This is a genomic window from Acetobacterium paludosum, from assembly GCF_008086595.1.
GTDB classification, from domain to species: Bacteria; Bacillota; Clostridia; order Eubacteriales; family Eubacteriaceae; genus Acetobacterium; species Acetobacterium paludosum.
The window spans coordinates 55,581-76,921 of the sequence record NZ_RXYA01000003.1 but is presented as its reverse complement, the minus strand read 5'-3'; the positions used below and the strand labels follow the sequence as shown (position 1 = coordinate 76,921).

At 41.4% G+C, this 21,341-nt stretch carries 20 protein-coding genes and 1 tRNA gene; 16 read left to right on the top strand and 5 right to left on the bottom strand.

All coding sequences use genetic code 11. From position 1 onward, the window contains the following. The first annotated feature begins 103 nt into the window (after nt 1–103). The 5 genes from dnaK to FZC41_RS03945 all read left to right on the top strand — a co-directional run bounded on the left by dnaK (nt 104) and on the right by FZC41_RS03945 (nt 4,929). Nucleotides 104–1,888 carry a molecular chaperone DnaK gene (gene dnaK, locus FZC41_RS03965; RefSeq protein WP_148566102.1) on the top strand — a complete coding sequence of 595 codons (1,785 nt, stop codon included), beginning with the start codon at nt 104–106 and terminating at the stop codon, nt 1,886–1,888. An 87-nt stretch (nt 1,889–1,975) separates the two neighbouring features. Further along, a complete protein-coding gene (locus FZC41_RS03960) occupies nt 1,976–2,698 on the top strand; it encodes a DnaJ domain-containing protein (RefSeq protein ID WP_148566101.1) in 723 nt (240 codons plus the stop codon). 33 nt (nt 2,699–2,731) lie between these two features. Further along, nucleotides 2,732–3,142: a zinc ribbon domain-containing protein gene (locus tag FZC41_RS03955; RefSeq protein WP_148566100.1), complete on the top strand. Its 411-nt coding sequence runs from the start codon at nt 2,732–2,734 to the stop codon at nt 3,140–3,142. An 84-nt stretch (nt 3,143–3,226) separates the two neighbouring features. Further along, entirely contained in the window at nt 3,227–3,901 is a 675-nt protein-coding gene (locus FZC41_RS03950; RefSeq protein WP_148566099.1) for a response regulator transcription factor, read from the top strand. Beyond that, the gene (locus FZC41_RS03945) at nt 3,898–4,929 is read left to right on the top strand and encodes a HAMP domain-containing sensor histidine kinase (protein ID WP_148566098.1); all 1,032 of its coding nucleotides are present in this window, start codon (nt 3,898–3,900) and stop codon (nt 4,927–4,929) included. The genes FZC41_RS03950 and FZC41_RS03945 overlap by 4 nt, the downstream gene beginning before the upstream one ends. A 79-nt stretch (nt 4,930–5,008) precedes the next feature. On the opposite strand, the gene FZC41_RS03940 is transcribed toward FZC41_RS03945, so the two are convergent. The 4 genes from FZC41_RS03940 to FZC41_RS03925 all read right to left on the bottom strand — a co-directional run bounded on the left by FZC41_RS03940 (nt 5,009) and on the right by FZC41_RS03925 (nt 9,639). Next, nucleotides 5,009–5,770 carry a tRNA threonylcarbamoyladenosine dehydratase gene (locus tag FZC41_RS03940; RefSeq protein WP_148566097.1) on the bottom strand — a complete coding sequence of 254 codons (762 nt, stop codon included), beginning with the start codon at nt 5,768–5,770 and terminating at the stop codon, nt 5,009–5,011. Continuing rightward, nucleotides 5,770–6,609, bottom strand: a complete 840-nt coding sequence (locus FZC41_RS03935) for a PP-loop family protein (RefSeq protein WP_148566096.1) — start codon at nt 6,607–6,609, stop codon at nt 5,770–5,772. The genes FZC41_RS03940 and FZC41_RS03935 overlap by 1 nt, the downstream gene beginning before the upstream one ends. Nucleotides 6,610–6,928: 319 nt before the next feature. Then, a complete protein-coding gene (locus tag FZC41_RS03930) occupies nt 6,929–7,666 on the bottom strand; it encodes a DUF5131 family protein (RefSeq protein WP_148566301.1) in 738 nt (245 codons plus the stop codon). Between the two features lie 80 nt (nt 7,667–7,746). Further along, nucleotides 7,747–9,639, bottom strand: coding sequence for an ATP-binding protein (locus tag FZC41_RS03925; protein WP_148566095.1), 1,893 nt, complete (start codon nt 9,637–9,639; stop codon nt 7,747–7,749). 325 nt (nt 9,640–9,964) lie between these two features. On the opposite strand from FZC41_RS03925, the gene FZC41_RS03920 reads away from it, so the two are divergent. From FZC41_RS03920 to FZC41_RS03910, 3 genes are all read left to right on the top strand, one after another. Continuing rightward, a tRNA-Glu gene (locus FZC41_RS03920) sits at nt 9,965–10,039 on the top strand. Between the two features lie 133 nt (nt 10,040–10,172). Then, on the top strand, nt 10,173–11,822 hold the full coding sequence (gene gltX / locus FZC41_RS03915; RefSeq protein ID WP_148566094.1) for a glutamate--tRNA ligase: 1,650 nt from the start codon (nt 10,173–10,175) through the stop codon (nt 11,820–11,822). 175 nt (nt 11,823–11,997) lie between these two features. After that, nucleotides 11,998–12,537 (top strand): DUF2284 domain-containing protein, encoded by a 540-nt coding sequence (locus FZC41_RS03910; RefSeq protein WP_148566093.1) that lies wholly within the window; start codon nt 11,998–12,000, stop codon nt 12,535–12,537. 102 nt (nt 12,538–12,639) lie between these two features. Here FZC41_RS03910 and FZC41_RS03905 read toward each other — a convergent pair whose 3' ends face one another. Further along, nucleotides 12,640–13,578: a polysaccharide deacetylase family protein gene (locus FZC41_RS03905; protein ID WP_148566092.1), complete on the bottom strand. Its 939-nt coding sequence runs from the start codon at nt 13,576–13,578 to the stop codon at nt 12,640–12,642. Nucleotides 13,579–13,796: 218 nt separating this feature from the next. Between FZC41_RS03905 and FZC41_RS03900 the strand changes: the two genes are divergently transcribed. The 8 genes from FZC41_RS03900 to FZC41_RS03865 all read left to right on the top strand — a co-directional run bounded on the left by FZC41_RS03900 (nt 13,797) and on the right by FZC41_RS03865 (nt 21,321). Next, a complete protein-coding gene (locus FZC41_RS03900) occupies nt 13,797–14,714 on the top strand; it encodes an AEC family transporter (RefSeq protein ID WP_148566091.1) in 918 nt (305 codons plus the stop codon). Between the two features lie 135 nt (nt 14,715–14,849). Beyond that, a complete protein-coding gene (locus tag FZC41_RS03895) occupies nt 14,850–15,653 on the top strand; it encodes a MerR family transcriptional regulator (RefSeq protein WP_148566090.1) in 804 nt (267 codons plus the stop codon). Further along, complete coding sequence (locus tag FZC41_RS03890; protein ID WP_148566089.1) at nt 15,650–16,516, top strand: ABC transporter ATP-binding protein; 867 nt, start codon at nt 15,650–15,652, stop codon at nt 16,514–16,516. The genes FZC41_RS03895 and FZC41_RS03890 overlap by 4 nt, the downstream gene beginning before the upstream one ends. Further along, nucleotides 16,513–17,229, top strand: a complete 717-nt coding sequence (locus FZC41_RS03885) for an ABC transporter permease (protein WP_148566088.1) — start codon at nt 16,513–16,515, stop codon at nt 17,227–17,229. The genes FZC41_RS03890 and FZC41_RS03885 overlap by 4 nt, the downstream gene beginning before the upstream one ends. Before the next feature lie 225 nt (nt 17,230–17,454). Then, nucleotides 17,455–17,715 (top strand): SHOCT domain-containing protein, encoded by a 261-nt coding sequence (locus tag FZC41_RS03880; protein WP_148566087.1) that lies wholly within the window; start codon nt 17,455–17,457, stop codon nt 17,713–17,715. Nucleotides 17,716–17,844: 129 nt separating this feature from the next. Further along, nucleotides 17,845–19,098 (top strand): coproporphyrinogen-III oxidase family protein, encoded by a 1,254-nt coding sequence (locus FZC41_RS03875; protein WP_148566086.1) that lies wholly within the window; start codon nt 17,845–17,847, stop codon nt 19,096–19,098. 205 nt (nt 19,099–19,303) lie between these two features. Then, nucleotides 19,304–20,290: an MBL fold metallo-hydrolase gene (locus tag FZC41_RS03870; protein WP_148566085.1), complete on the top strand. Its 987-nt coding sequence runs from the start codon at nt 19,304–19,306 to the stop codon at nt 20,288–20,290. Between the two features lie 164 nt (nt 20,291–20,454). Continuing rightward, a complete protein-coding gene (locus FZC41_RS03865) occupies nt 20,455–21,321 on the top strand; it encodes a hypothetical protein (RefSeq protein WP_148566084.1) in 867 nt (288 codons plus the stop codon). The last annotated feature ends 20 nt before the right edge of the window (nt 21,322–21,341 follow it).

The window sequence follows — 21,341 nt, the reverse complement described above, 5'->3', positions numbered from 1 at the left end:
TTAAGGATTCATCGTTTTGTTGATGTTGAGTTGATGTTTGTCAATTATAATTTATCCAAATCCAAATATAAGAGTAAGAAAAATATAAAAGGTTGGTGCAAAAATGTCAAAATTAATTGGTATCGATTTAGGAACAACAAATTCCTGTGTTGCCGTCATGGAGGGCAGTTCGCCGGTTATCATTCCTAATGAAAACGGAGGAAGAACAACGCCGTCAATTGTCGCATTTACAAAACAGGGGGAACGATTGGTGGGGGAACCGGCCAAAAGACAGATGGCTATTAATCCGGAAAGAACAATCAGTTCAATTAAGCGTGAAATGGGAAGTGACTATCACATTAAAATTGACGGAAAACAATATAAACCACAGGAAATTTCTGCAATGATTCTGCAAAAATTAAAAATGGACGCAGAAATATTTTTGGGAGAACCCGTCACCGATGCCGTCATTACGGTGCCGGCATATTTTACCGATTCACAGCGCCAGGCAACCAAGGATGCGGGAAAAATTGCCGGATTGAATGTTCAAAGAATCATTAATGAGCCAACCGCAGCCGCTCTAGCCTATGGCGTCAATAAGGAAAACGCGCAGAAAATCATGGTTTACGATCTGGGCGGGGGAACTTTTGATGTCTCGATCCTGGAGATTAATGACGGCGTCATCGAGGTGCTGGCAACATCGGGAAATAATCGCCTTGGGGGTGATGATTTTGATGCCGTGCTGACTGATTATATCCTGAAAGAATTAAAACAGGAGACGGCCTGCAGCATTAGTCATGATGCCAGTGCTCTGGCCCGGGTAAGAGAAGCCGGAGAACAGGCTAAAATGGAGTTGAGCGGGATCGCCGAAACCCGTATCAGTTTACCATTTATAAGCCAGAACAAATCCGGCCCGGTGAACTTTGAAATGAAGATCAGCCGCAGTAAATTTAATGAATTAACCGCTCATCTTGTCAAGCAGACAATGGAACCGGTACGTCAGGCCATGAGTGATGCCGGCTTGGCTATAGCAGATATCAATCATGTTATTTTAGTTGGGGGTTCAACGCGAATCCTAGCGGTTCAGGAGGCCGTCAGGCAATATACCAAAAAAGAACCGCTGCGGGGAATTAATCCGGATGAGGGGGTGGCAATCGGGGCGTCCTTACAGGCGGGAGTACTGACCGGTGCGGTCAATGGACTGCTGCTTTTGGATATCACCCCGTTGTCACTGGGGATTGAAACAGTGGGTGGTGTCTATTCGAAAATTATCAATCGCAATACCACCCTGCCGATTAGAAAAAGCGAAGTTTATTCCACGGCAAGAAACTTTCAGACCTCGGTTGAGATCCATGTTCTTCAGGGTGAGCGGGAGCGGGCGAAATTCAATAAAACCCTTGGAAAGTTTAAGCTCAGTGGGATCCGCCGGGCGGCGAGAGGGGTTCCTCAAATAGAAGTGACCTTTGAGCTTGATGCAAATGGAATCGTGAATGTTTCAGCAAAAGATTTGGGCACCGGGAAGATGCAGCAGATAACGATTACCGCCTCATCCAATTTGAGTCAGTCGGAAATTGATCAGGCGATTCGTGATGCCAAACAATATGAAGCGGAAGATCGACAGCATAAAGAAGAGGAAAATGCTAAAAACGAAGTGGAAAGCTTAATCTATCAGGCAGCGGAACTCAGTAAGAAACTCAATAAAGAAGATCGCAGGATATTGAAAGAAGAAGTCAAAAAAGCTAAAAAAACATTGAGATCCAAGGACAAAGCAGAAACTAGTGAGGCCGGGCATCAACTTTCGGATTTAATGGAATCGCTCAAAAAAAATGTTGTGGATAATGGGGCTAACTCGGATGATCTGGACGATGATGACGACGATACCTTTAATACTGATTTTAAAGATAAATAAATTGCAGTTATCATGGTTGTTTAAACAAAATATAATATTAAACAGGTATACTTGATACTATAATAATTTAGAAGAGGTAGAATCGTAATGAATTTGGACCCATATAATGTATTAGGCGTTGCTCATGATGCCAGTGATGAGGACGTTACAAAAGCTTATAAAAAACTGGCAAAAAAATATCACCCGGATTTGAATCCCGGCAATCAAGAAGCGGCAAAGAAAATGAGTGAGGTCAATGCTGCCTATGATGATATAAAAAGTGGCAAGGCAAACGGATATGGCAATGTTTATGGGATGAACGGAAATCAGGGCGGAACAACCAGTCAGGGCAGGACAACTTACGATCCCTTTGGCGGTTTTGGCGGAAATCAAAATACCGGCAGACAAGCGGATCCTTTTGAAGGATTCGACCCTTTTGAATGGATTTTCGGTTCTTATTCCGATCAGAATCAGAACAGCAGAAGCAGCGGTTTTGATCAGGCCAGAAACTATATCAATATGGGATATTATCAAGACGCATTAAATGTGCTGAATAATATTTCGGAAAGAAACGCAAAGTGGTATTATTATAGTGCGGTTGCAACTAACGAAATAGGTGATCAGGTCACTGCCCTCAATTACGCCAGAACGGCGGTTCAAATGGAACCGGGTAATACGGAATATCAAAGTGTCATGAATAAAATTGAAAAGGGCGGCCATTTCTATGAACGCCAAAAATCAACTTTTTCGCCACTTGGCACGATTATAAAAGTTTTTGTTGGATTTTATGTGATTCAGTTTTTGTTTTCGTTTTTGCATTTGATGTTTTAGTGCAAAGTGTTTTAATAGATTAGGAGATTATAAGTGAATCGTTTAAAAGAGAAATTAGTAAAATTCATGTCTGGCCGCTATGGCGTCGATCAGCTTTATTATGTCATGTTAGTATTATGGGCGGTGTTAATGGTTGTCAACATAAAAGTTGATTCACTGATTCTGGTGGCGATATCAGACGTGTTTCTGGTTCTGGCCATTTTCAGAAGCTTTTCCAAAAATATCAGCAGGCGTTCCGGAGAAAACCAGAAATTGTTGAAAGTCTGGAATCTGGTAAGAAGAAAAGTGAAGTTGTTTTTTCGGCGATTCAAAGAAATTAGAGTCCATCGTTTTCGCACCTGTCCTCATTGTAAAAAGACCCTTCAGCTGCCGATTAAACGGGGAAAAAATACGGTAAAATGTCCCCGGTGTCAGGAAAAATTTGAGGTTCATATTTTCCTGTAAACCGGGATTGAAATAGAAATTCACGATAGGCACTCAATTCCAGCGCTGGGGGTTGGGTGCCTATTGGGTTATCGGGGTGAAATTTTGATTAAGCTATTAGTGGTTGAAGATGATATAAATACCAGGAAATTGATGAAGGTTGTACTCAGCAGCGATGGATATGAACCGATATTGGCGAATAATGCCGAGGAAGCACTGGAAAAATTGGCGAGTTTTAAAATTGATCTCATTGTGATGGACATTATGATGCCGGGAATGGATGGCTTTGAGCTGACCGAAAAATTACGTTTGGATGGTTGTATGATACCTATTTTGATGGTGACGGCAAAAGAGACCCCGATGGACGTAAAACATGGCTTTATAACGGGAACTGATGATTATATGGTTAAGCCGGTGGATGAAGATGAAATGCTGCTTCGGATTGCCGCTCTGCTCAGACGGTCCCAAATAAAAAATGAAAGAAAAATCGAAATTAAATCCGTTGTTCTCGATTACGATACCCTGTCAGTGACCCGGGGAGAAGAAGTGGTGACACTGCCACAAAAAGAATTCCAAATTCTATTTAAACTGCTGTCTTATCCAAACCAGATATTTACCAGGGTTCAGATTATGGATGATTTTTGGGGATTAGAGAGCGAATCCGATCCGCACACCGTGGATGTTCATATCAACCGGATCCGAAATCGCTTCCATAAATATCCTGAGTTTGAAATTGTGACAATTCGGGGATTGGGCTATAAGGCGGTGAGAAAAGTTTGAAACCATTTTATAAATTTAACGTTATTCTGACGGTGTTTGCCTTTATCGTCCTGACTTTATCCGGGTTTTTATCAGCATCTTTCCTGTTTCTTTTATTAACCTTTTTAGGAAGAATGGATTCTGGATTTTTGCTGGTCATTTTTCCGATGACCAGTGTTTTTATTGGCATGTTTTTATCAACGGCGTTCAGCAGACGGATCGTAAAACCCATAAACGATTTAATCTCAGCGACAAATGAAGTAACCAAAGGTAATTTCGATGTTCGGGTTGAAAGCACCGATAAATCCAATGAGCTGAATGATTTGATCCACAGTTTTAACAACATGGCAAAAGAGCTTGAAAGCATCGAAATATTCCGCAATGATTTTATCAACAATTTTTCCCATGAGTTTAAAACGCCCATTGTTTCCATTAAGGGCTTTGCAAAGCAATTGCAAAAGGATGATCTGTCCAAAGAGGACCGAAAAGAATTTACCGACATCATCATTTCCGAATCCGATCGATTAACTCATATGGCAACCAATATTCTGCTTTTAAATAAGTATGAAAATCAGGAAATTCTGTCCAGTCAGACAAGCTTTTTATTGGATGAGGAAATTCGAAAGGTCTTGGTGATTTTGGAAAAGGAGTGGAGCCAGAAAGAACTGACACTGGATTTGCTCATGGATGAAGTCGATTATACCGGGAATGAAGAAATGCTTTCCCAGGTATGGATGAATCTGATCAGCAATGCTGTTAAATTCAGTGACGATTATGAGATACTCACCGTTCGCTGTTTTGAGGAAGAAAAATCCGTCATCGTTCAGATTACTGATTATGGGATCGGCATGTCGGAAGAGACTGTTGCCCATATTTTTGAAAAATTCTATCAGGGGGATCTGGGGCATAAAGCGCAGGGAAATGGTTTGGGACTGCCCATTGTCAAACGTATTTTGAATATTTGCGGAGGCGATATTGAGGTACAGAGTGCAATCGGAAAGGGGTCCACATTTACCGTTCGACTACCTAAAAAGGCTGCGGAAAAATAAAGTTAAAAGCTGATTATTTATCGTCGATCCAATATAAATAATCAGCTTTGAAAATTTTATTATTTGATTGGTTGCGAAATTATTTAAAACTGAAAGTGATATCTTTGATCACTTCGCCTGCCAGGATGAAACCAGCGACGGCAGGGACAAAGGAAACACTTCCGGGAATCGTCCGTCGGTCTGAGCATTTTCTTTGTGTTCCCGGTGGACAGACACAGTTTGTTCGGCAATTGTTGGTTTGATTTTCAATTTGTTTTCGGGGCTCCTCAGTCGAATAGACGACCTTCAAATGGTTGACGCTTCTTTTTTTTAGCTCTTTGCGCATAATTTTTGCCAGGGGACACATGGATGTTTCATAGATATCTGCAACTTTAAACTGTGTGGGATCCAATTTATTACCGGCGCCCATGCAGCTGATGATTGGCGTTCCTGCTTTTTGGGCCTGAAGAACCAGTTCGATTTTAGCGGTTAGCGTATCAAGTGAATCGACAACGTAAGAGTATGCCGAAAAGTCAAACTCATGAGCATTTTCCGGGAGGAAGAAACATTTATAGACGTTAACTTCAGCATTTGGATTGATTTCCAGAATGCGTTTTTTCATGACATCGACTTTATATTGGCCAATGGTTTTTCTGGTGGCGATCAGCTGGCGGTTTAAATTCGTCAGACAGACCTTATCATCGTCGATTAAGTCAAAGATGCCGATGCCGCTTCGAACAAGGGCTTCGACGGTATAACTGCCCACGCCGCCGATACCAAATACGGCCACTCTTGATTTCCCCAGTTTTTCGGTGGCTTCACAGCCTAATAATAATTCGGTTCTTGAAAATTGATTTAACATTAAATTTCTCCGTTATTGTATTCATCCAGAAAATGATGCTTGATGCCATCTTTTTTATAGGCAATGATGGTATTGAGATTGACATTTTCCACACTTTTAAAAATATTGCTTTCGATGTAGGGGCTGGTCTTTTTAAATTGTTTGATCAGATTTTTCATTTCCAGACGTTTTGAATTGCCGCCCTGATTGTCGCTCAGCATACAATTTTCGGTAAACCGGCAGGCACATTGGAGGAACTGAAGGTCGTTGTGAAGTTTCCAATTGATGATCGCTTCTTCCCGAATCAGATACATGGGTCGAATCAATTCCATCGTTTCGAAATTAGTGCTTTTTAGTTTTGGCATCATTGTTTGAATCTGCCCGCCATAAAGCATGCCCATCAAAATCGTTTCGATGACATCATCGTAGTGATGACCCAGAGCGATTTTATTGCAGCCCAGATCCTGTGCCTTGTGATATAAATGTCCCCGTCGCATTCGGGCACAAAGGTAACAGGGGGATTTGTCGACATCGGCTACGGAATCAAAAATTTGAGTCTCAAAAATAGTGGCGTCAATATTTAAAATTTCCAGATTGTTTAAAATCATCTGTCGATTGATATCGTTATAACCGGGGTCCATGATCAGAAAAACTAATTCAAATTCAAATTTGTTGTGTCGCTTGAGCTCCTGAAAAAGCTTAGCCATCAACATGGAATCTTTTCCGCCGGAGATACAGACAGCGATTTTATCGCCTTCGGATACGAGTTGATATTTATTAATTCCTTCGGTAAAACGACACCAAATACTGCCGCGAAATTTCTTTTTTATGCTTTGTTCGATTGCTTGGTATTTTTCCATTGACTGCTCCTATTTTTGAGTGAGATTATTGTAACAGGTATTGAATATTTTCAAAAAATCTTGAATTCCCGTTTCTGTTGTTAAATGGCAGATACCCAGTTCACTGTCCATTCAATTGAAAGATGTGTTTAATAACCAGCCTTTGCGAAGACAATAATAACTTATGCAAAGACCAATTTGATAATTATACTATAGAAATAGTGGGAATTACAATTAAAGCCTTAGTATTTTTTAAGAAATTGGAAAGTCAATCACCGGTTAAATTGGATGAAATAATTTCAAAAATTTCATATTGAGGAGTGAATTCTGATAAGTGTTATTATGGTTGCCAAGGTGGCAGGGCTGGTGAAAAATCGATCCCGGCTTTTACTGCCTGTGAATGTTGCAGTTTTCTGTCGATGCGGTATAAACGTCCGTCTTTGACAAACTTTGCTCCGGTCTGTTTGAAATGAAAGGGAATATTTTTTTCAATGCACTGGGCCCGGATGTCGAGAATCCAATCATAATTACAGCTGCGCGCATTGCTCCCGGATTCGCCGCCCACAATCACTTCCTCAATTGAAGCAGTCAGCCAGGGAGTAAGATCAATTTTTTCCAATAATGGCTCGCAGGTAATGCCCTTGTGTTTGATCGGCAGACTTAACAGGATTGGCAGCCGGTAATTGGCGCGATCCTGATTTTCACAGGTTGAGTAGATGGTCACATTGTCATAACCGTCGCACCAGTCGAAAGGGAGACTTACTTCAAATCGGTCAATGCGCTTGGTAATAATGAAAAAATGCAGATCTCTTCTCAGGCGAATCATCTTCCATGCGTCAATGCGCCAAGCATCCGCTTTATCAAGAAAAAAATCGGAGCTGAAACAGGTGTATACAGTCTCGCCGGGCTTCAGTTTATAGTCGCCGCTGCGTGTTTTCTTCAATGGCAAATTGAAATTGCCAGTTTTGGTTACAACCGATGCATCTCGATCGAACATTGCATCCATCCGGTAGACATAACAATTTTGACAGCCGGGGCTTATTTTATGACAGCCGTGCCATGGGTTCCATTGGGCCATAATTTCAGTCCTTTCGTAATTAGTTTCGGTATTTGTGAAATCGAGCGCAAAGCTCATGTTATGTTTGCAACTCGCCATTATTATTTGCCGAGGAGAATGGAATGGATCTCAACGCCGTAACGCCGGACCATATCCTGCTTTGCCTGATGGTAGGCCGTTTCCTGCCCTTTTTGGGAGGTCCGGTCGATATAGCGGTGCGCCATTTCAGCAGCGATGACATCCAGCAGTAGTTCAGCGAGGAGGAGGCGGGCGCCATCGGTGAATCGACCGCGTCCATCCACATAGAGGCGGACCGTGGGGGCTTCGATATTGATTAGAATAAGACGTTCTTCAGAACTGTAAATAGCACGTTCAGTGTCATTGCCGAGATTCCGGAGTTCATATCCTCGAAAAAGGCTTCTGGAATCATCCCGGTCCAAGCTTGCCGGCGGTTTTTTCGGCAGGTATTCTTGATCGGTTCCAGAAGCACTATCGGAGATGACCACCTCGCAGAAGGCCTCATAGTTGTATGAAGTAACTCCGAAAGTTCCCCTTGCTCCGATCTCATTCCCGATAATGGTAAAGACAAGCTTGCCATTATCGGGAATCGCTGCTACCGGCATCGCCACCGGGGAGGGGTTAATGGTGAAGGCCGCCGGCAGTTCGTTTATAAAAGAAAGAAGTTCCTGTTCTGCCAGTTGATTACGATCAATAGTCAGCGTGATGTGAAAGGGATGCTTCACTTTGCGGTAGTAAAAGGCAGTGCTGAACCTCAGGGCTTCAGGATTTTTTGAACGAACGATATTCATTCCCGGATTTCGGGGCAGGCGGATGCCCAGTTCTTCCACGGCAATTCGGTTCATTTTTTCCAGGACGGTATCAATCAGCAGATTGGTACGCTGTGACGTTCGGGCGCGGTCGACATGACTTAAGCGCAGCTGCTCGCTTTTTACGATATTGATGATCATCTTGCTGACCGCATCCGAAAAAGCAGCGACAAAAGGTTCTTTTCGATTCAGTCCGTCTCGTTCATCACTGATGATGGGATGCCCCTGTCCAAGCATTTTGGTTAGATCGTCACAAATGACACTGCCAAAAAGAAATTCCGTTCCCAACTGGTTTTCAAAGTTGAAAAACTGGCAGTCGAATACCGCGGTACCAGATATCACCAGCAGTCCATTTGTGCGCTGATCGCCTTTGAGAATCAGTTCGGCATCCTTTGCCTTCTTTAATGTCAGACTGAAAGTATAATTCTGATCCTGATAACTGAAACTGCCCAGTTCACCCGGTCCAATCAGCACCTCGGATTTCGGTTCCTGATAGTTTAGGGTTGCCATGATTCTTGACTTTGGAGGCTTGTTAAGATCTACCATCCCGACATGTCTGCGGGACAAGATATCCCTAAGATAGATGTTGTTGGTTATAGATGACACCAGCGATTGAAAATGGGGGATATTCACTTGCTGGTTTTCGATGACGATGCTGACTCGGGTGCCGCTGCCATTTAGGGGGACATCGAGCCGGACATAATCCCTGTCCGTCAAAGTTTTGGCCCCTTCGCCGTCGTCAAAAAGATACTCGCCTGTAGCCGCGCGGTAAAGATCGATCCGGCTTTCACGGCTTTCTTTGATTGTTTCAATCCATCCATGCCCCAGCCCATAGATGGCCTGTTTCATGCCCCGGCCAAAATATCCCCGCCCGCTGGCCTCTCCCTGAGCAAGATTGCTGTAAGCACCGCCATAGGCAAGAACCGAATGAAGCCGATCGGAGGTCATTCCTTCAGCCTGATCGGAAACACTGATGAAAGCTCCGTTCTGATGTCGTTCATAAGCGATGGTAATTTTACCAGTCACCATGATTCCACGACTTTCCAATCGTGCATAACTGTCATCACAGTTTGTAATGAGCTCAACCAATGCCTTTTCAATCGAAGCAAAACGTCTGGAATCAATGTCTATGACTCGCTGGTCTACCGGCAGTACTGATATCGTCATGAGATCACCCCTTTTAAAGATAAATATTTAGGTTGTCGTCCGTCCCTAAAGACAATCATAAATCGTTGTCTGCTGCATGATCGAACAGGCTGTTGCCGGTTCGCCATGATGCCGACAACTGATGTTACGATTGTCTTTAGGACTATCTGACTAATTCGTGTTCTTCGTCTGCAGTCTTGTATAATTCCATTATAGCATGAACTTTTAACATTTGAAATTTCTGATGCAATTGATTTTATCGATATTGGAGTAAAAGATCAAAGTAAGTTTTTTAAATTACTGCTTTACAAATGATAAATTTAAATGTAAAATATAACAGTTAGATGACCCATTGGTCAAGTGGTCAAGACACCACCCTCTCACGGTGGAATCAGGGGTTCGAGTCCCCTATGGGTCACCATTGGATATTACAGACGATTTCAGAGACAAACTGGAGATCGTCTTTTTTTTCGCAAAGACATACTTTTGGGTCTTTGCCAGAAACGAAAGAGAGACCCGCAAAGCGCGTTTCAAATGATGATAAGGAGATTAATATGGATTACAATAAATTGGCGAATTTGCTTTTCCCGGACATAACAAAATCTGTGGCGGATTACGAGGAGCATTATCCAAAACGAAAGCTGCCGCCTGAGGCAAAGGTGACACGTCTCGGCCCGAGTCCCACCGGTTTTATTCATTTAGGGAATCTGTATGGTGCATTTGCCGATGAACGGTTGGCCCATCAATCGGGTGGTGTATTTATCCTGCGGATCGAGGATACCGATCAAAAAAGAAAAGTTGAAGGTTCAGAAGAGGTTGTCATCAAAGCGCTTGATTATTTCGGTATTCATTTTGATGAAGGGGCGACTTTAGATGGCGAAAAGGGTGAATATGGTCCCTACTATCAGAGTAACCGGGTGGCGATCTATCAGACGGTGGCAAAACATCTTGTTGAAATAGGCTGTGCCTATCCGTCTTTTGCTACAGCAGAAGAGTTGGATGAAATCCGACAGAAGCAGGAAGTCCAGAAATTGGTGCCAGGTTATTATGGGGAATGGGCATTGGATCGCAACCTTAACTATGAAGATATTGAAACTAAAATAAAAGCTGGAGAGCCATGGGTATTGCGGCTCTTGTCAACGGGCGATCCGTCAGAGACAATGCAAGTCGAGGATGCCATCAGAAAGAGTGTTCAGGTGCATCCAAACAATATGGATGCAGTGCTGCTGAAAACAAATGGTGTGCCGACCTATCATTTTGCCCATGTAGTGGATGATCATTTTATGCGCATCACCCATGTCGTTCGGGGAGAAGAATGGCTGTCTACGCTGCCGATTCATCTGGAACTGTTTGAAATACTGGGATGGGATCATCCGGTGTATTGTCATACTGCTCATCTGATGAAAATGGATGGCGACACAAAACGTAAGCTGTCTAAACGCAAGGATCCGGAAATGTCTCTTTCCTATTATGCCGAGGTGGGCCATTTCCCGGCGGCGGTTCGGGAGTATATTATCACATTGGCCAATTCCAATTATGAGGAATGGCACCAGGCGAATCAGGAACAGCCATTGGAAGAATTCCAGTTTTCACTGGAGCATATGTCCACCTCCGGGGCATTGTTTGATATGAACAAGCTCAATGATGTTGCCAAAGACGTCTTGCTAAAAACGAGTGAAGAAGACATTGCGGATTTCCTCATTAACTGGGCGACACGTTATAAAGAGGAAGCGGCTCCGATCTTCACCCGTGATCGGGATAAGCTCATCAAAATTCTGGCGATTGGCCGCGATGAGAAGAAACCGCGAAAAGATTTGGAATACTGCCTGCAGATTTTTGATTTTATCAGCTATTTTTTTGATGAGTGGTTCACCATCGTCGATGAACTGCCTGAAAATGTCAATGCTCAGGCAGCCCGGGCGATCCTGACGGATTATCTGGCGACTTATGACCAGAATGATGACAATGGAAACTGGTTCAACAAGATTCGCGATATCACGGAAAAACTCGGCTATGCCGTCAAGATGAAGGATTACAAAAAACATCCCGAAGACTATAATGGTCACGTTGGGGATGTCAGCACAGTGGTGCGGCTGGCGGTTACCGGGCGTCGGAATTCGCCGGATATCTGGACCATTCAGCAGATTCTGGGTGAAAAATCGGTTCGTTCGCGTCTGCAGACCTATATGGGAAGTCTTAGTTAATCTGGTTGTAGAAGCAGAGAATCGAAAAATATTTAAATGCATGTAATAAAGACACTGCTATTTCGAAATAACAGTGTCTTTATTGGGGTAATTATGCTAAAATAGCTTATAATTTAGTGGGAAGAAATGAATCTGAAAAGGGTTAAAATTTCCACAGTAAGGTAGGAAAAATAGGATGGCTGAAATACGGGATATCTTGGATTTGGCAAACGAAAATGGGTTTACAAAAGCGATTGAGATGGAGGTCTCATCAGTTTTATTAAATCCGGAAGTACGTAAAATGTGTGCGACTAACAAATGTCAGATGTACGACACTAACTGGGCATGTCCTCCTGGCTGCGGAACGTTGGAAGAATGTGAAGCAAAAGTAGCGAAATATAAACATGGTGTGCTTGTTCAAACAACTGGGGAACTAGAGGACAGCTTTGATTTTGAAGGGATGGAAGAGCTAAAACAAAAACATGATGAAAGCTTTTCAAATTTCGTCGATCAGTTATACAATCTCAAGGTAAAAATGCTGCCGCTTGGGGATGGATGTTGCCAAATATGTAAAAAATGCACCTATCCAGATGAAAAATGCCGATTTCCAGAGAAAGCATTTTCTTCCATGGAAGCCTTTGGTATTTTAGTAAGCGATTTGTGTAAACTAAATAATGTCGATTACTATTATGGCAAAAATACGCTGACTTATGTCGGCTGTGTGTTATTTGATTAATTTGTTTTAATTGGCATCGTCAGATAAAATTGGATCATCAGAAAAACCACCGGATGAACGGTGGTTTTTCTTTCGGGGTTTAAAAGTCCAGCCCGTTCGATATTAAACCTCTAATTGGCGAGGATAAGTAAAATCATTTTCCATGGCCAGAAAAGTATATCCTTCAGCCTTGAGGGTTTCAATCACCGTTGACAGCGCCGCCCGGGTATCGGGTTTGCTTTCAGCATGGCACAACACAACGGAAACATCATGCTCGTGACAGCCGCAAATAACGGTCTGTGCGACGACGTCAGAGGCAGGTGGATCAGAGCCGCCATCACCAGAGGACACATTCCAGTCGGCGTAATTCCAGCCGCGTTTAACCATACCCAGGACACAAGTTTCATTGGCATTAATTGACCCGCCGGGGAACCGGAAAATATGACTGGTTTCAGTTAATCCGGTTATTTGCCGCTGGTATTGATCCAGAGCGTTAACGTCAGCATAAAAGGCTTCAGGATTGCTGTAAAGATCATAGTTGTGGCTGCTGGTGTGATTGGCCAACGTATGACCTTCACTGACAATGCGACGATAGGAAGCTTCAGCTTCAGCACCTTCATGTCGAATGGTAAAGAAGGTGGCTTTCACATTGTAAGTGTTAAGAATATCCAGCACTTCCCCGGTATGATCACTGGGGCCGTCGTCAAAGGTGAGAAAGACTACTTTTAGCCCCTCGGTGTCATTATTTCTCAGGCGGATCTTGATACTTTCCAAGGGATCATCAGTTCCCGTTTGTTTTGCTTCATCTGTATTTGCATCAGATGTTACTTCAGCATCTGCTTTCGTTTGGATATCCTGAACGCTGGTGGTTTCATCTGGTGATGTATCAACAAGGAGGGCAGACGCCTGGGCTTTTTCTTTTTGGTTATTGATTGCCGAGGCAACATTGGTTACCAATGTGACTGATGCCATTCCAATTATAAAAAGAACTACCAGGCTTATGAGGCTGAAAGTTATAAATCGGGGCATCGATTTTATTCTTAACTTAGATTTTTTTTTCATTTGCTCCTCAGCTTCCTTATTTTATTCAGTAACCTTTGACGCATATAAATGCCGTTGATCTACTTAGATTAACTATAGCAGAAAATGAATAAAAAGTGTAGAATGTTTTATAATTTTAATTGTACATTACCTGATGATTTTAATACATACCTGCTTTCCAGAAGTTTTGCTTTAACATGATCACTTTCAGTCAGCTTAGTAAAAAGGAGAAATAAACATTGGATATCACTGTTGTTATTAGTCAAATGATTCAGCTTTTCTTGATCCTCACTCTGGGCTACATTTCTGCAAAAACGAAGGTCACCAATCAGAAATTCGGCATCCAGCTTTCTAATTTTATTTTGAGCATTACGATACCCTGTATGATGATTGCTTCGGTGGCCACCATGCCCAGCAATTCAGATAAAAATGATATCGTGTTGATGTTTATCATCTCAGTTCTTTTTTATATTATCATGCCCTTTGTGGCCTATTTGATCATTCGTATATTGGGGGTAAAAAAAGAAGAACGCAACCTGTATATGTACATGACTATCTGGTCCAATGTTGGTTTTATGGGATTTCCTGTTATTGCATCTATCTTTGGAGAAGGCGCCATCTTTTACGCAACGATCTTTAATCTTATCTTTAACGTCAGCAACTTTACCCTGGGGATTATGCTGATGTCAAAAGAAGGCAAAAATGCACTCAATCTAAAAAACTTTTTAACCCCGGGAATGGTCGCTTCATTAATCGCCGTCGCGATGGTTGTCGCAAATATTCACCTGCCGGACATTTTGAATAATACGGTAAAAACCGTCGGTGACACCACCACGCCTTTGGCGATGATCGTCATTGGTATTTCACTCGCGGGTATTTCGATAAAAAGCGTATTTACGGAGCTTCGGCTTTATCCTTATGTGATTATCAAACAGATCCTGCTGCCTGGGGCAGCATGGCTGATCCTAAAAAATTTCATTGCAAGTCCTTACATACTGGGGATCGTTATTATCATCATCGCCATGCCGGTCGCCACATCCGCGGTACTGTTTGCCAATAAATACGATAATAATGTCGCACTTGCCACTAAAGGCGTTTTCATTACGACTCTGGCATCCATTGTGACGATCCCAATTATCAGTTATCTGTTATTTTAAGTAACCGTTTCTGATTGTCTTCAGGACGTGGTTATCAATAAACTCAAACTGTTGCAAGAAAGCAGCAGTTTTTTTTATTTTTTGCTTGTATGTGACGTAACGTCATGAAGTATACTATGATTGTGGAGGACGAAAATGAAAAAAGATAAATTATTTACGGTTGGCGAAATAGCAAAACAGATGGGTGTGACAGTACGGACATTGCAGTATTATGATAAAATAAACCTTTTAAAACCGAATGAAACGAGCGCAGGCGGGCGCAGATTATATTCCCAGAAGGATATGGTTGAACTGCACCAGATACTGTCTTTGAAATATCTGGGATTCTCTTTGGATGAAATAAAAAACAAACTGTTTTCCCTGGATACTCCTCAGGAAGTATGTTCGGTGTTGGAACAGCAAAAAGAAATCATCAAGGAAGAAATCATTAATCTGCAGACATCTCTGGATGCAATTAATGCATTGCATGATGAAGTCATTGCGATTGATTCAGTTGACTTTGGAAAATATGCAGACATTATTGCAATGTTAAGGAATGAGAATAAGAATTACTGGGTAATAAAGAATTTTAGTCCTCGGCTTGAGGATCATGTGCGAGAAAAATACATGGATATGCCTGATGATGGAAAAGAATTGTATGAGCGGTATCTTAGAATTCTCGATGAAGCCGTCATTTTGTCTCAGACGGGGGAACCTATTGATTCAGAAAAAAGCATCAGTCTTGCCAAAAGATGGTGGGATATGGTGATGGATTTTACCGGAGGAGATATGTCCTTATTGCCGGAACTGCAAAAATTTAATTTAAATTCAAAAGAAGGCTGGAATGCAGAGATTGCCAAAAAGCAGGAGTGGATTGATGATTTTCTGGGAGCGATTCTTGCCGCTTATTTTAATCAGTTGGGATATGAATTCCCAGCAATTGAGGAGGAACAGAAATGAAAGAAGTGATTCAAGTATCGTCGCTGATGAAGAGCTATGCAAATAAAAAAATACTGGATGAGATCTCGTTTTCGGCTTATCAGGGAGAAATTCTGGCATTGCTGGGAACGAATGGAGCTGGAAAAACAACAACGTTGGAATGTATTGAAGGACTCCGAAAATATGAAAATGGTGAAATAAAATTAAGCGGACAATTAGGGGTGCAACTGCAATCATCATCACTTCCGGATGAAATACATGCCAAAGAAGCACTTTCGCTTTTTTCAAAATGGAATCATACAAAGTTTGATAAGTCTGTTTTTGATGCGCTGGGAATCTCCGAATTTGGCAATAAACAATACAAACAGCTGTCGACTGGACAAAAGCGAAGACTGCATCTGGCCATTGCTTTGATTGGAGATCCCGATATCGTTATTTTAGACGAGCCAACCGCCGGACTCGATGTTGAAGGGCGTGTTGCACTGCATCGGTTAATAAAAAAACTGCGTTATGACGGAAAAACATTCTTGATTGCCAGTCATGACATGGCTGAAGTTGAGGAATTATGTGATCGAGTGGTGATTCTAAAAGACGGCAAAATAGAATATCAGGGAACCGTGGATGAATTGACTCAAAATACCCAGGAAAGCTATCATATCGAGTTGAAGACGAATAATAAAATGACTTTTGCGAGTTTGAAATTCAGCACATGGATCGGCGAATCAAAAGGTTATCAAAGTTATGATATCGCTGATTTAAATCAAGGTTTGGCCGAATTGATTAATATCCATAATGCAAATAATGTAGAAATTATTGATTTGAACGTCGAAAAGGTTTCGCTTGAAAACCGCTTTATGGAAATAGCGAAGGAGGGGATCGCATGAACGCATTTATTTATCAACTGGGTTTACAGTGGCGCTGGGATATTCGGAATCGGGGGATTCTGTTAACCTACTATTTAATACCGTTGGGATTCTTTCTGTTTATGGGGGGAATCTTTACATCCATTAATCCAGAAGCCTATCAGACAATTATTCCCTCGATGACGGTGTTTGGGGTAACCATGGGAGCTGTTCTGGGAATGCCGACCCAGCTGGTTACGGTATTCGGGACGGACATAAAAAAATCATATCTCGTTGGGAAAATACCTTTGTGGACGGCCGTGGCAGTTAATATTTTATCCTGCTTTTTTCATCTGATGATCATGAGTTTGATTATACTGCTAATTGCCCCGATTTTATTTGATGCTGCTATTCCGGCACAAATCGGAGTTTATCTGCTAAACACAGCTATTTTTATTATAGCTACTTTATCGATTGGCTCAATTTTAGGCGTTTTTGTAAAAAACAGCTCGAAATTAAGCATTGTCGCACAAGTGATTTTTTTACCTTCGGTTATGTTATCAGGAATGATGTTTTCCACCGATTTGCTGCCTGAATTCCTCGAAAAAGCCGGCCTTGTGTTGCCGGCAACCTGGGGATTTAAGAATCTTTGCGCTAATGGAATAAATCTTGATAACACTTTTCCATTGCTTTTGATGATTGCTATTTCATTCATAATTGTCGCTTTAAAATTGCAGCGGACTAAAACAGACTAAGAGTAGAATTGAGACGATGGAATAATTATTGAGTAGCAAGTTGTTGAATTAAATTAGTTAGGTGCTGAAGGTCTGGCTTCGATAGTTTATCGAGTCAGGCCTCTTATATTCGGCATACCACAATTTGTATATTTATCCCATAACAGGTTTAAAAATGGGCGCTTTGGGAATGAATTAAGCAGAATGGTGTAACTGGAAAATCATTAAATCAGGGAGGAAACAGAAATGAGGCATCCTTTTTATGGACCCAATAGTCAATTTTTAGGGCAGGAAAATTCACGGAGGATCGGACTGGCTTCCATGCTGCTTTACCTTTTTTTCTGGGCTGTTGTTATGATCTATGCGTTTAGGCTGGTGAAAAAATATTTTTTAAAGGAAGATGGATTGAGTTTCAAAGAAGATAAAGCTCTGGAAATTCTTCGCGAACGCTATGTTAACGGGGAAATAGATTATGAAGAGTTCAGACAAAAAAAGGCCGCTCTATAACAGCGTTACAAGCAGGATTAATATAGAGGGTGAGACGGCACATCCTTGAGTATTGGATCGGCATTGCAATTCAAGGCGAATTTAATATTTTCGAAGATGGATTTAAAGTACGGTTGGGAGGGTTTGGTTATGTTTCTTACCTCATCATTGAGGGTGTTTCTCACCCGGTCTTTCAGGCCCTTCATTTTTGATGGGGTTTATCAGAATCGATTGGATTTTGAAACGCTGGATAATCTGGGATTGTATGTGCACATTCCATTCTGTAGATCATTGTGCAGTTTTTGTCCATACTGCAAAGAAAGGTATGCGAAAAAAAGGGCAGATTCTTATAAAATCGCTTTGTTAAAGGAGATCGATTTGGTATGTGGGCATATGACCGACAGAAAACAGGCAACCAGTCTCTATTTTGGGGGGGGAACACCCGCACTGATGATCGATGATCTGGAAGAGATCATTGATCGGCTGAAAAATTATTTTGTAATAACAGCTGGTATCGGGGTGGAACTTCATCCGGATGATATAACACAAGAAAATTTGGATAAGCTGAAAACAGCCGGGGTAACGATGGTAAGCATCGGAATCCAATCTTTTGACGAGAATTGTCTTCAGAAATTAGGCAGAAGCAGCTCATCGTTTATTGAAAAGCTGGATACCGTCAAAAAAAACAGCTTCGATGTCGTGGATGTTGATTTGATTTTTGCTATCCCAGGACAAACGGATGAAATTCTGGCAAAGGATATCCGAACAGCCTTTGATCATGGCGCAACCCAAGTGTCCACCTATCCTTTTATTGATTTTACCTTTGCCGACAACCAATACAAGCCGATGCCTGAAAAAGTGAAGAAAAAAATGCTGAAAGCCCTTGAGGAATACGGATCCAGGATTAATTTAGAAAGGACTTCGGTGTGGACTTTTGCCAAACCCTGCACAGAGAAGTATTCATCAGTCACACGGGATGCTTTTTTAGGCTTTGGCGTATCAGCGACAACACTGCTGAAAGACAGTTTTAAAATCAATACTTTTTCAATCGATGACTATCGTAAAAGAGTCGAAGCAGAGTCACTGCCGACCTCGTTAACGATTAAGTTTACGAAAAGACAAAGAGCCGTTTATTATCTGTTCTGGGGTTCGTATTCGATGAAAATCAACACAGATCAATTTGAAAAAATAGCGGATGTATCATTGAACAAAATGTTCGGTTGGGAATTGTTCATTGCAGAAAAATTAGGATTCATCAGAAAAAACGCTAAAAATTACGAACTAACCGATAAGGCAGCAACCATTTATCACGGCATAGAACAGGTTTATACCACAGCCTATATTGATAAGATGTGGAATGTATCGAGAAAACAGGCATTTCCTGACAAAATTATTTTAAGATAGCGGGATAGCGCTTAATAATATATTCCCATTGTTTTTGATGATTGCTATTTCATTTTTTATTGTTGCTTTAAAATTGCAGAGACTAAAACAGGGTAAAAGAAATTAATTGGCAATAGCTTTTCTGTTTATTTTCAATTGTGATACAATATAAATCAGTTGTTATGAAATTAGCAAAATCAAAAATGACATTTTCTGAAGGAGTCTTATGATCAAAAAAATAGTCGAACAACCGGAGATTTATAGTGTGTATATTCCTTTGCCCAATAATCCATTGAAAAATTTAAACTGTTATGTGATGAAGACCGATGCCGGAAATTTAGTAGTGGACACTGGTTTTAATCAGCCAGAATGCTTTGAGGCGTTAACAGAGGGGCTGCGGGAACTCAATGTTGATATGAACAACACCACACTCTTTTTAACCCATATCCATTCGGATCATACCGGTCTGATTGAACGAATTCGAACGGAGAAGACACGTGTTATTATGGGGGCAAAAGACTATAATTACTTTAGCCGAAGTTTAAGTGGGAATGTTTGGAAATTATTTAATCAACGTTTCATTGAGGAGGGGTTTCCAGAAAGCGATGTTTATGCCCAGGAAAAAGTAAACCCGGCGGTTGTCTATGCCTTGAAAAATTTATTTAAGGCAATTCCGATTAATGATGGTGAAAGCTTTTTTATCGGAAAATACGAATTTGAATGTGTGCTGACACCAGGACATACACCAGGACATACCTGTTTATATTTAAAAAACGAAAAAATTATGTTCTTGGGAGATCATGTTCTATTTGATATCAGTCCCAATATTACCTGCTGGCCTTATGTTAAAGATTCGCTAAATGATTATTTGACAAGTTTGGATAAAATAGCAACTTATGATATCCGAGTGGCGTTACCGGGGCATCGAAAAAATGAAATGGATGTCTATGAACGAATTGCTCAATTGAAAAAACACCATGCGGAACGAATCGAAAGTACTTTGGATATTGTAAAAAAGAAAGAGTATCAAAATGCCTATGAAATAGCAGGACAGCTCAAATGGTCACTGCGAGGAAAAACTTGGGCGGAATGTCCGATTCAGCAAAAATGGTTCGCTGTCGGTGAAACGATGTCACATCTAGATTATCTGGTTGAGCGAAATCGGATTGTAAGAATAAAAGATCAAAATATATTCGTTTATCGGGCGAAGTAAATATTGAGATAGAAAATCGGTCCTGGTATTAATAGTAAATGGTTTTTTCAGAACCGGCTACAATACGTAGTCTATCGTTTGAAAATTGCATGAAAAAATAGCGAGTCTTTTTGATCGGGTAAATAAACGGCATTAATATTTAAAATCAATGGATCATAGGTAAAGTGGGTAATAATATTAAAAATCATATCGAAAAGAGGCCAAAAGCCATTAAAAAAAAATTCCTGGTCGGGAGTTTGATTATTTCTATAATTGCTTTCATGTTCGCTTTTCTATTGTTTTCAGCTAGTGCTGCCGGGTTAAGAAGTGATTTGGCGCTTCAAGTTCAGGGACAAAGTTTTAGGAAAGAAAGTGTTTTCAATCAAGTTGGGTTAGAATTGGATGTTCCCTCAGGCCGGGATTACAGCGGGAGCGGATGGTGCAAAAACATGAAGCTCTATCATCCCGGTGAAGTCTTTCCCCATGATGGGGTCAATGGAGAGATGAGTATTCTCTATAATTTTGGCCGTTTCGAACATGGCCGTTCCACTTTTTACGATCCCGAATCGGATTATTTCAATGCCCATTACGGGGTTTATGCAATTAAATTGGGACAAGGCGCTTTTGGGTGGGAAAACGGAGAATTGGATGTGGATGCAATTGTTAAGGTTGTTTCCTTCGATCAGCTGGATCTGGTGATGGAATCATTAGGCTGTCCGATTTCACAGCGGCATTTTGACTATCAGATAACTGAGATAAAAGAAGGACCTGAAATGGCCGGATTTTCTGACTGGATTCAAATCGATGCGATGATTGAAACGAATGCACCGCTGCATCATCAGACTGAGAATCTCATTGGTTATCTCCAGTATGGGACCCCTCCCAAAGATTATAACGGTGAGAATTTTCCGGTGGTATCCACGATGGGCAGGCTATATCTGCGTTATGATGAAACACGCAATGTAACAGTAATATACTTTGTTATTGAAAAGACACAAGCATTAATCGATCAAACGAGTAAAGATTATTTGATGCCAATTCAGTGGAATTAAGAAACAAGAAAGTGGGTAAA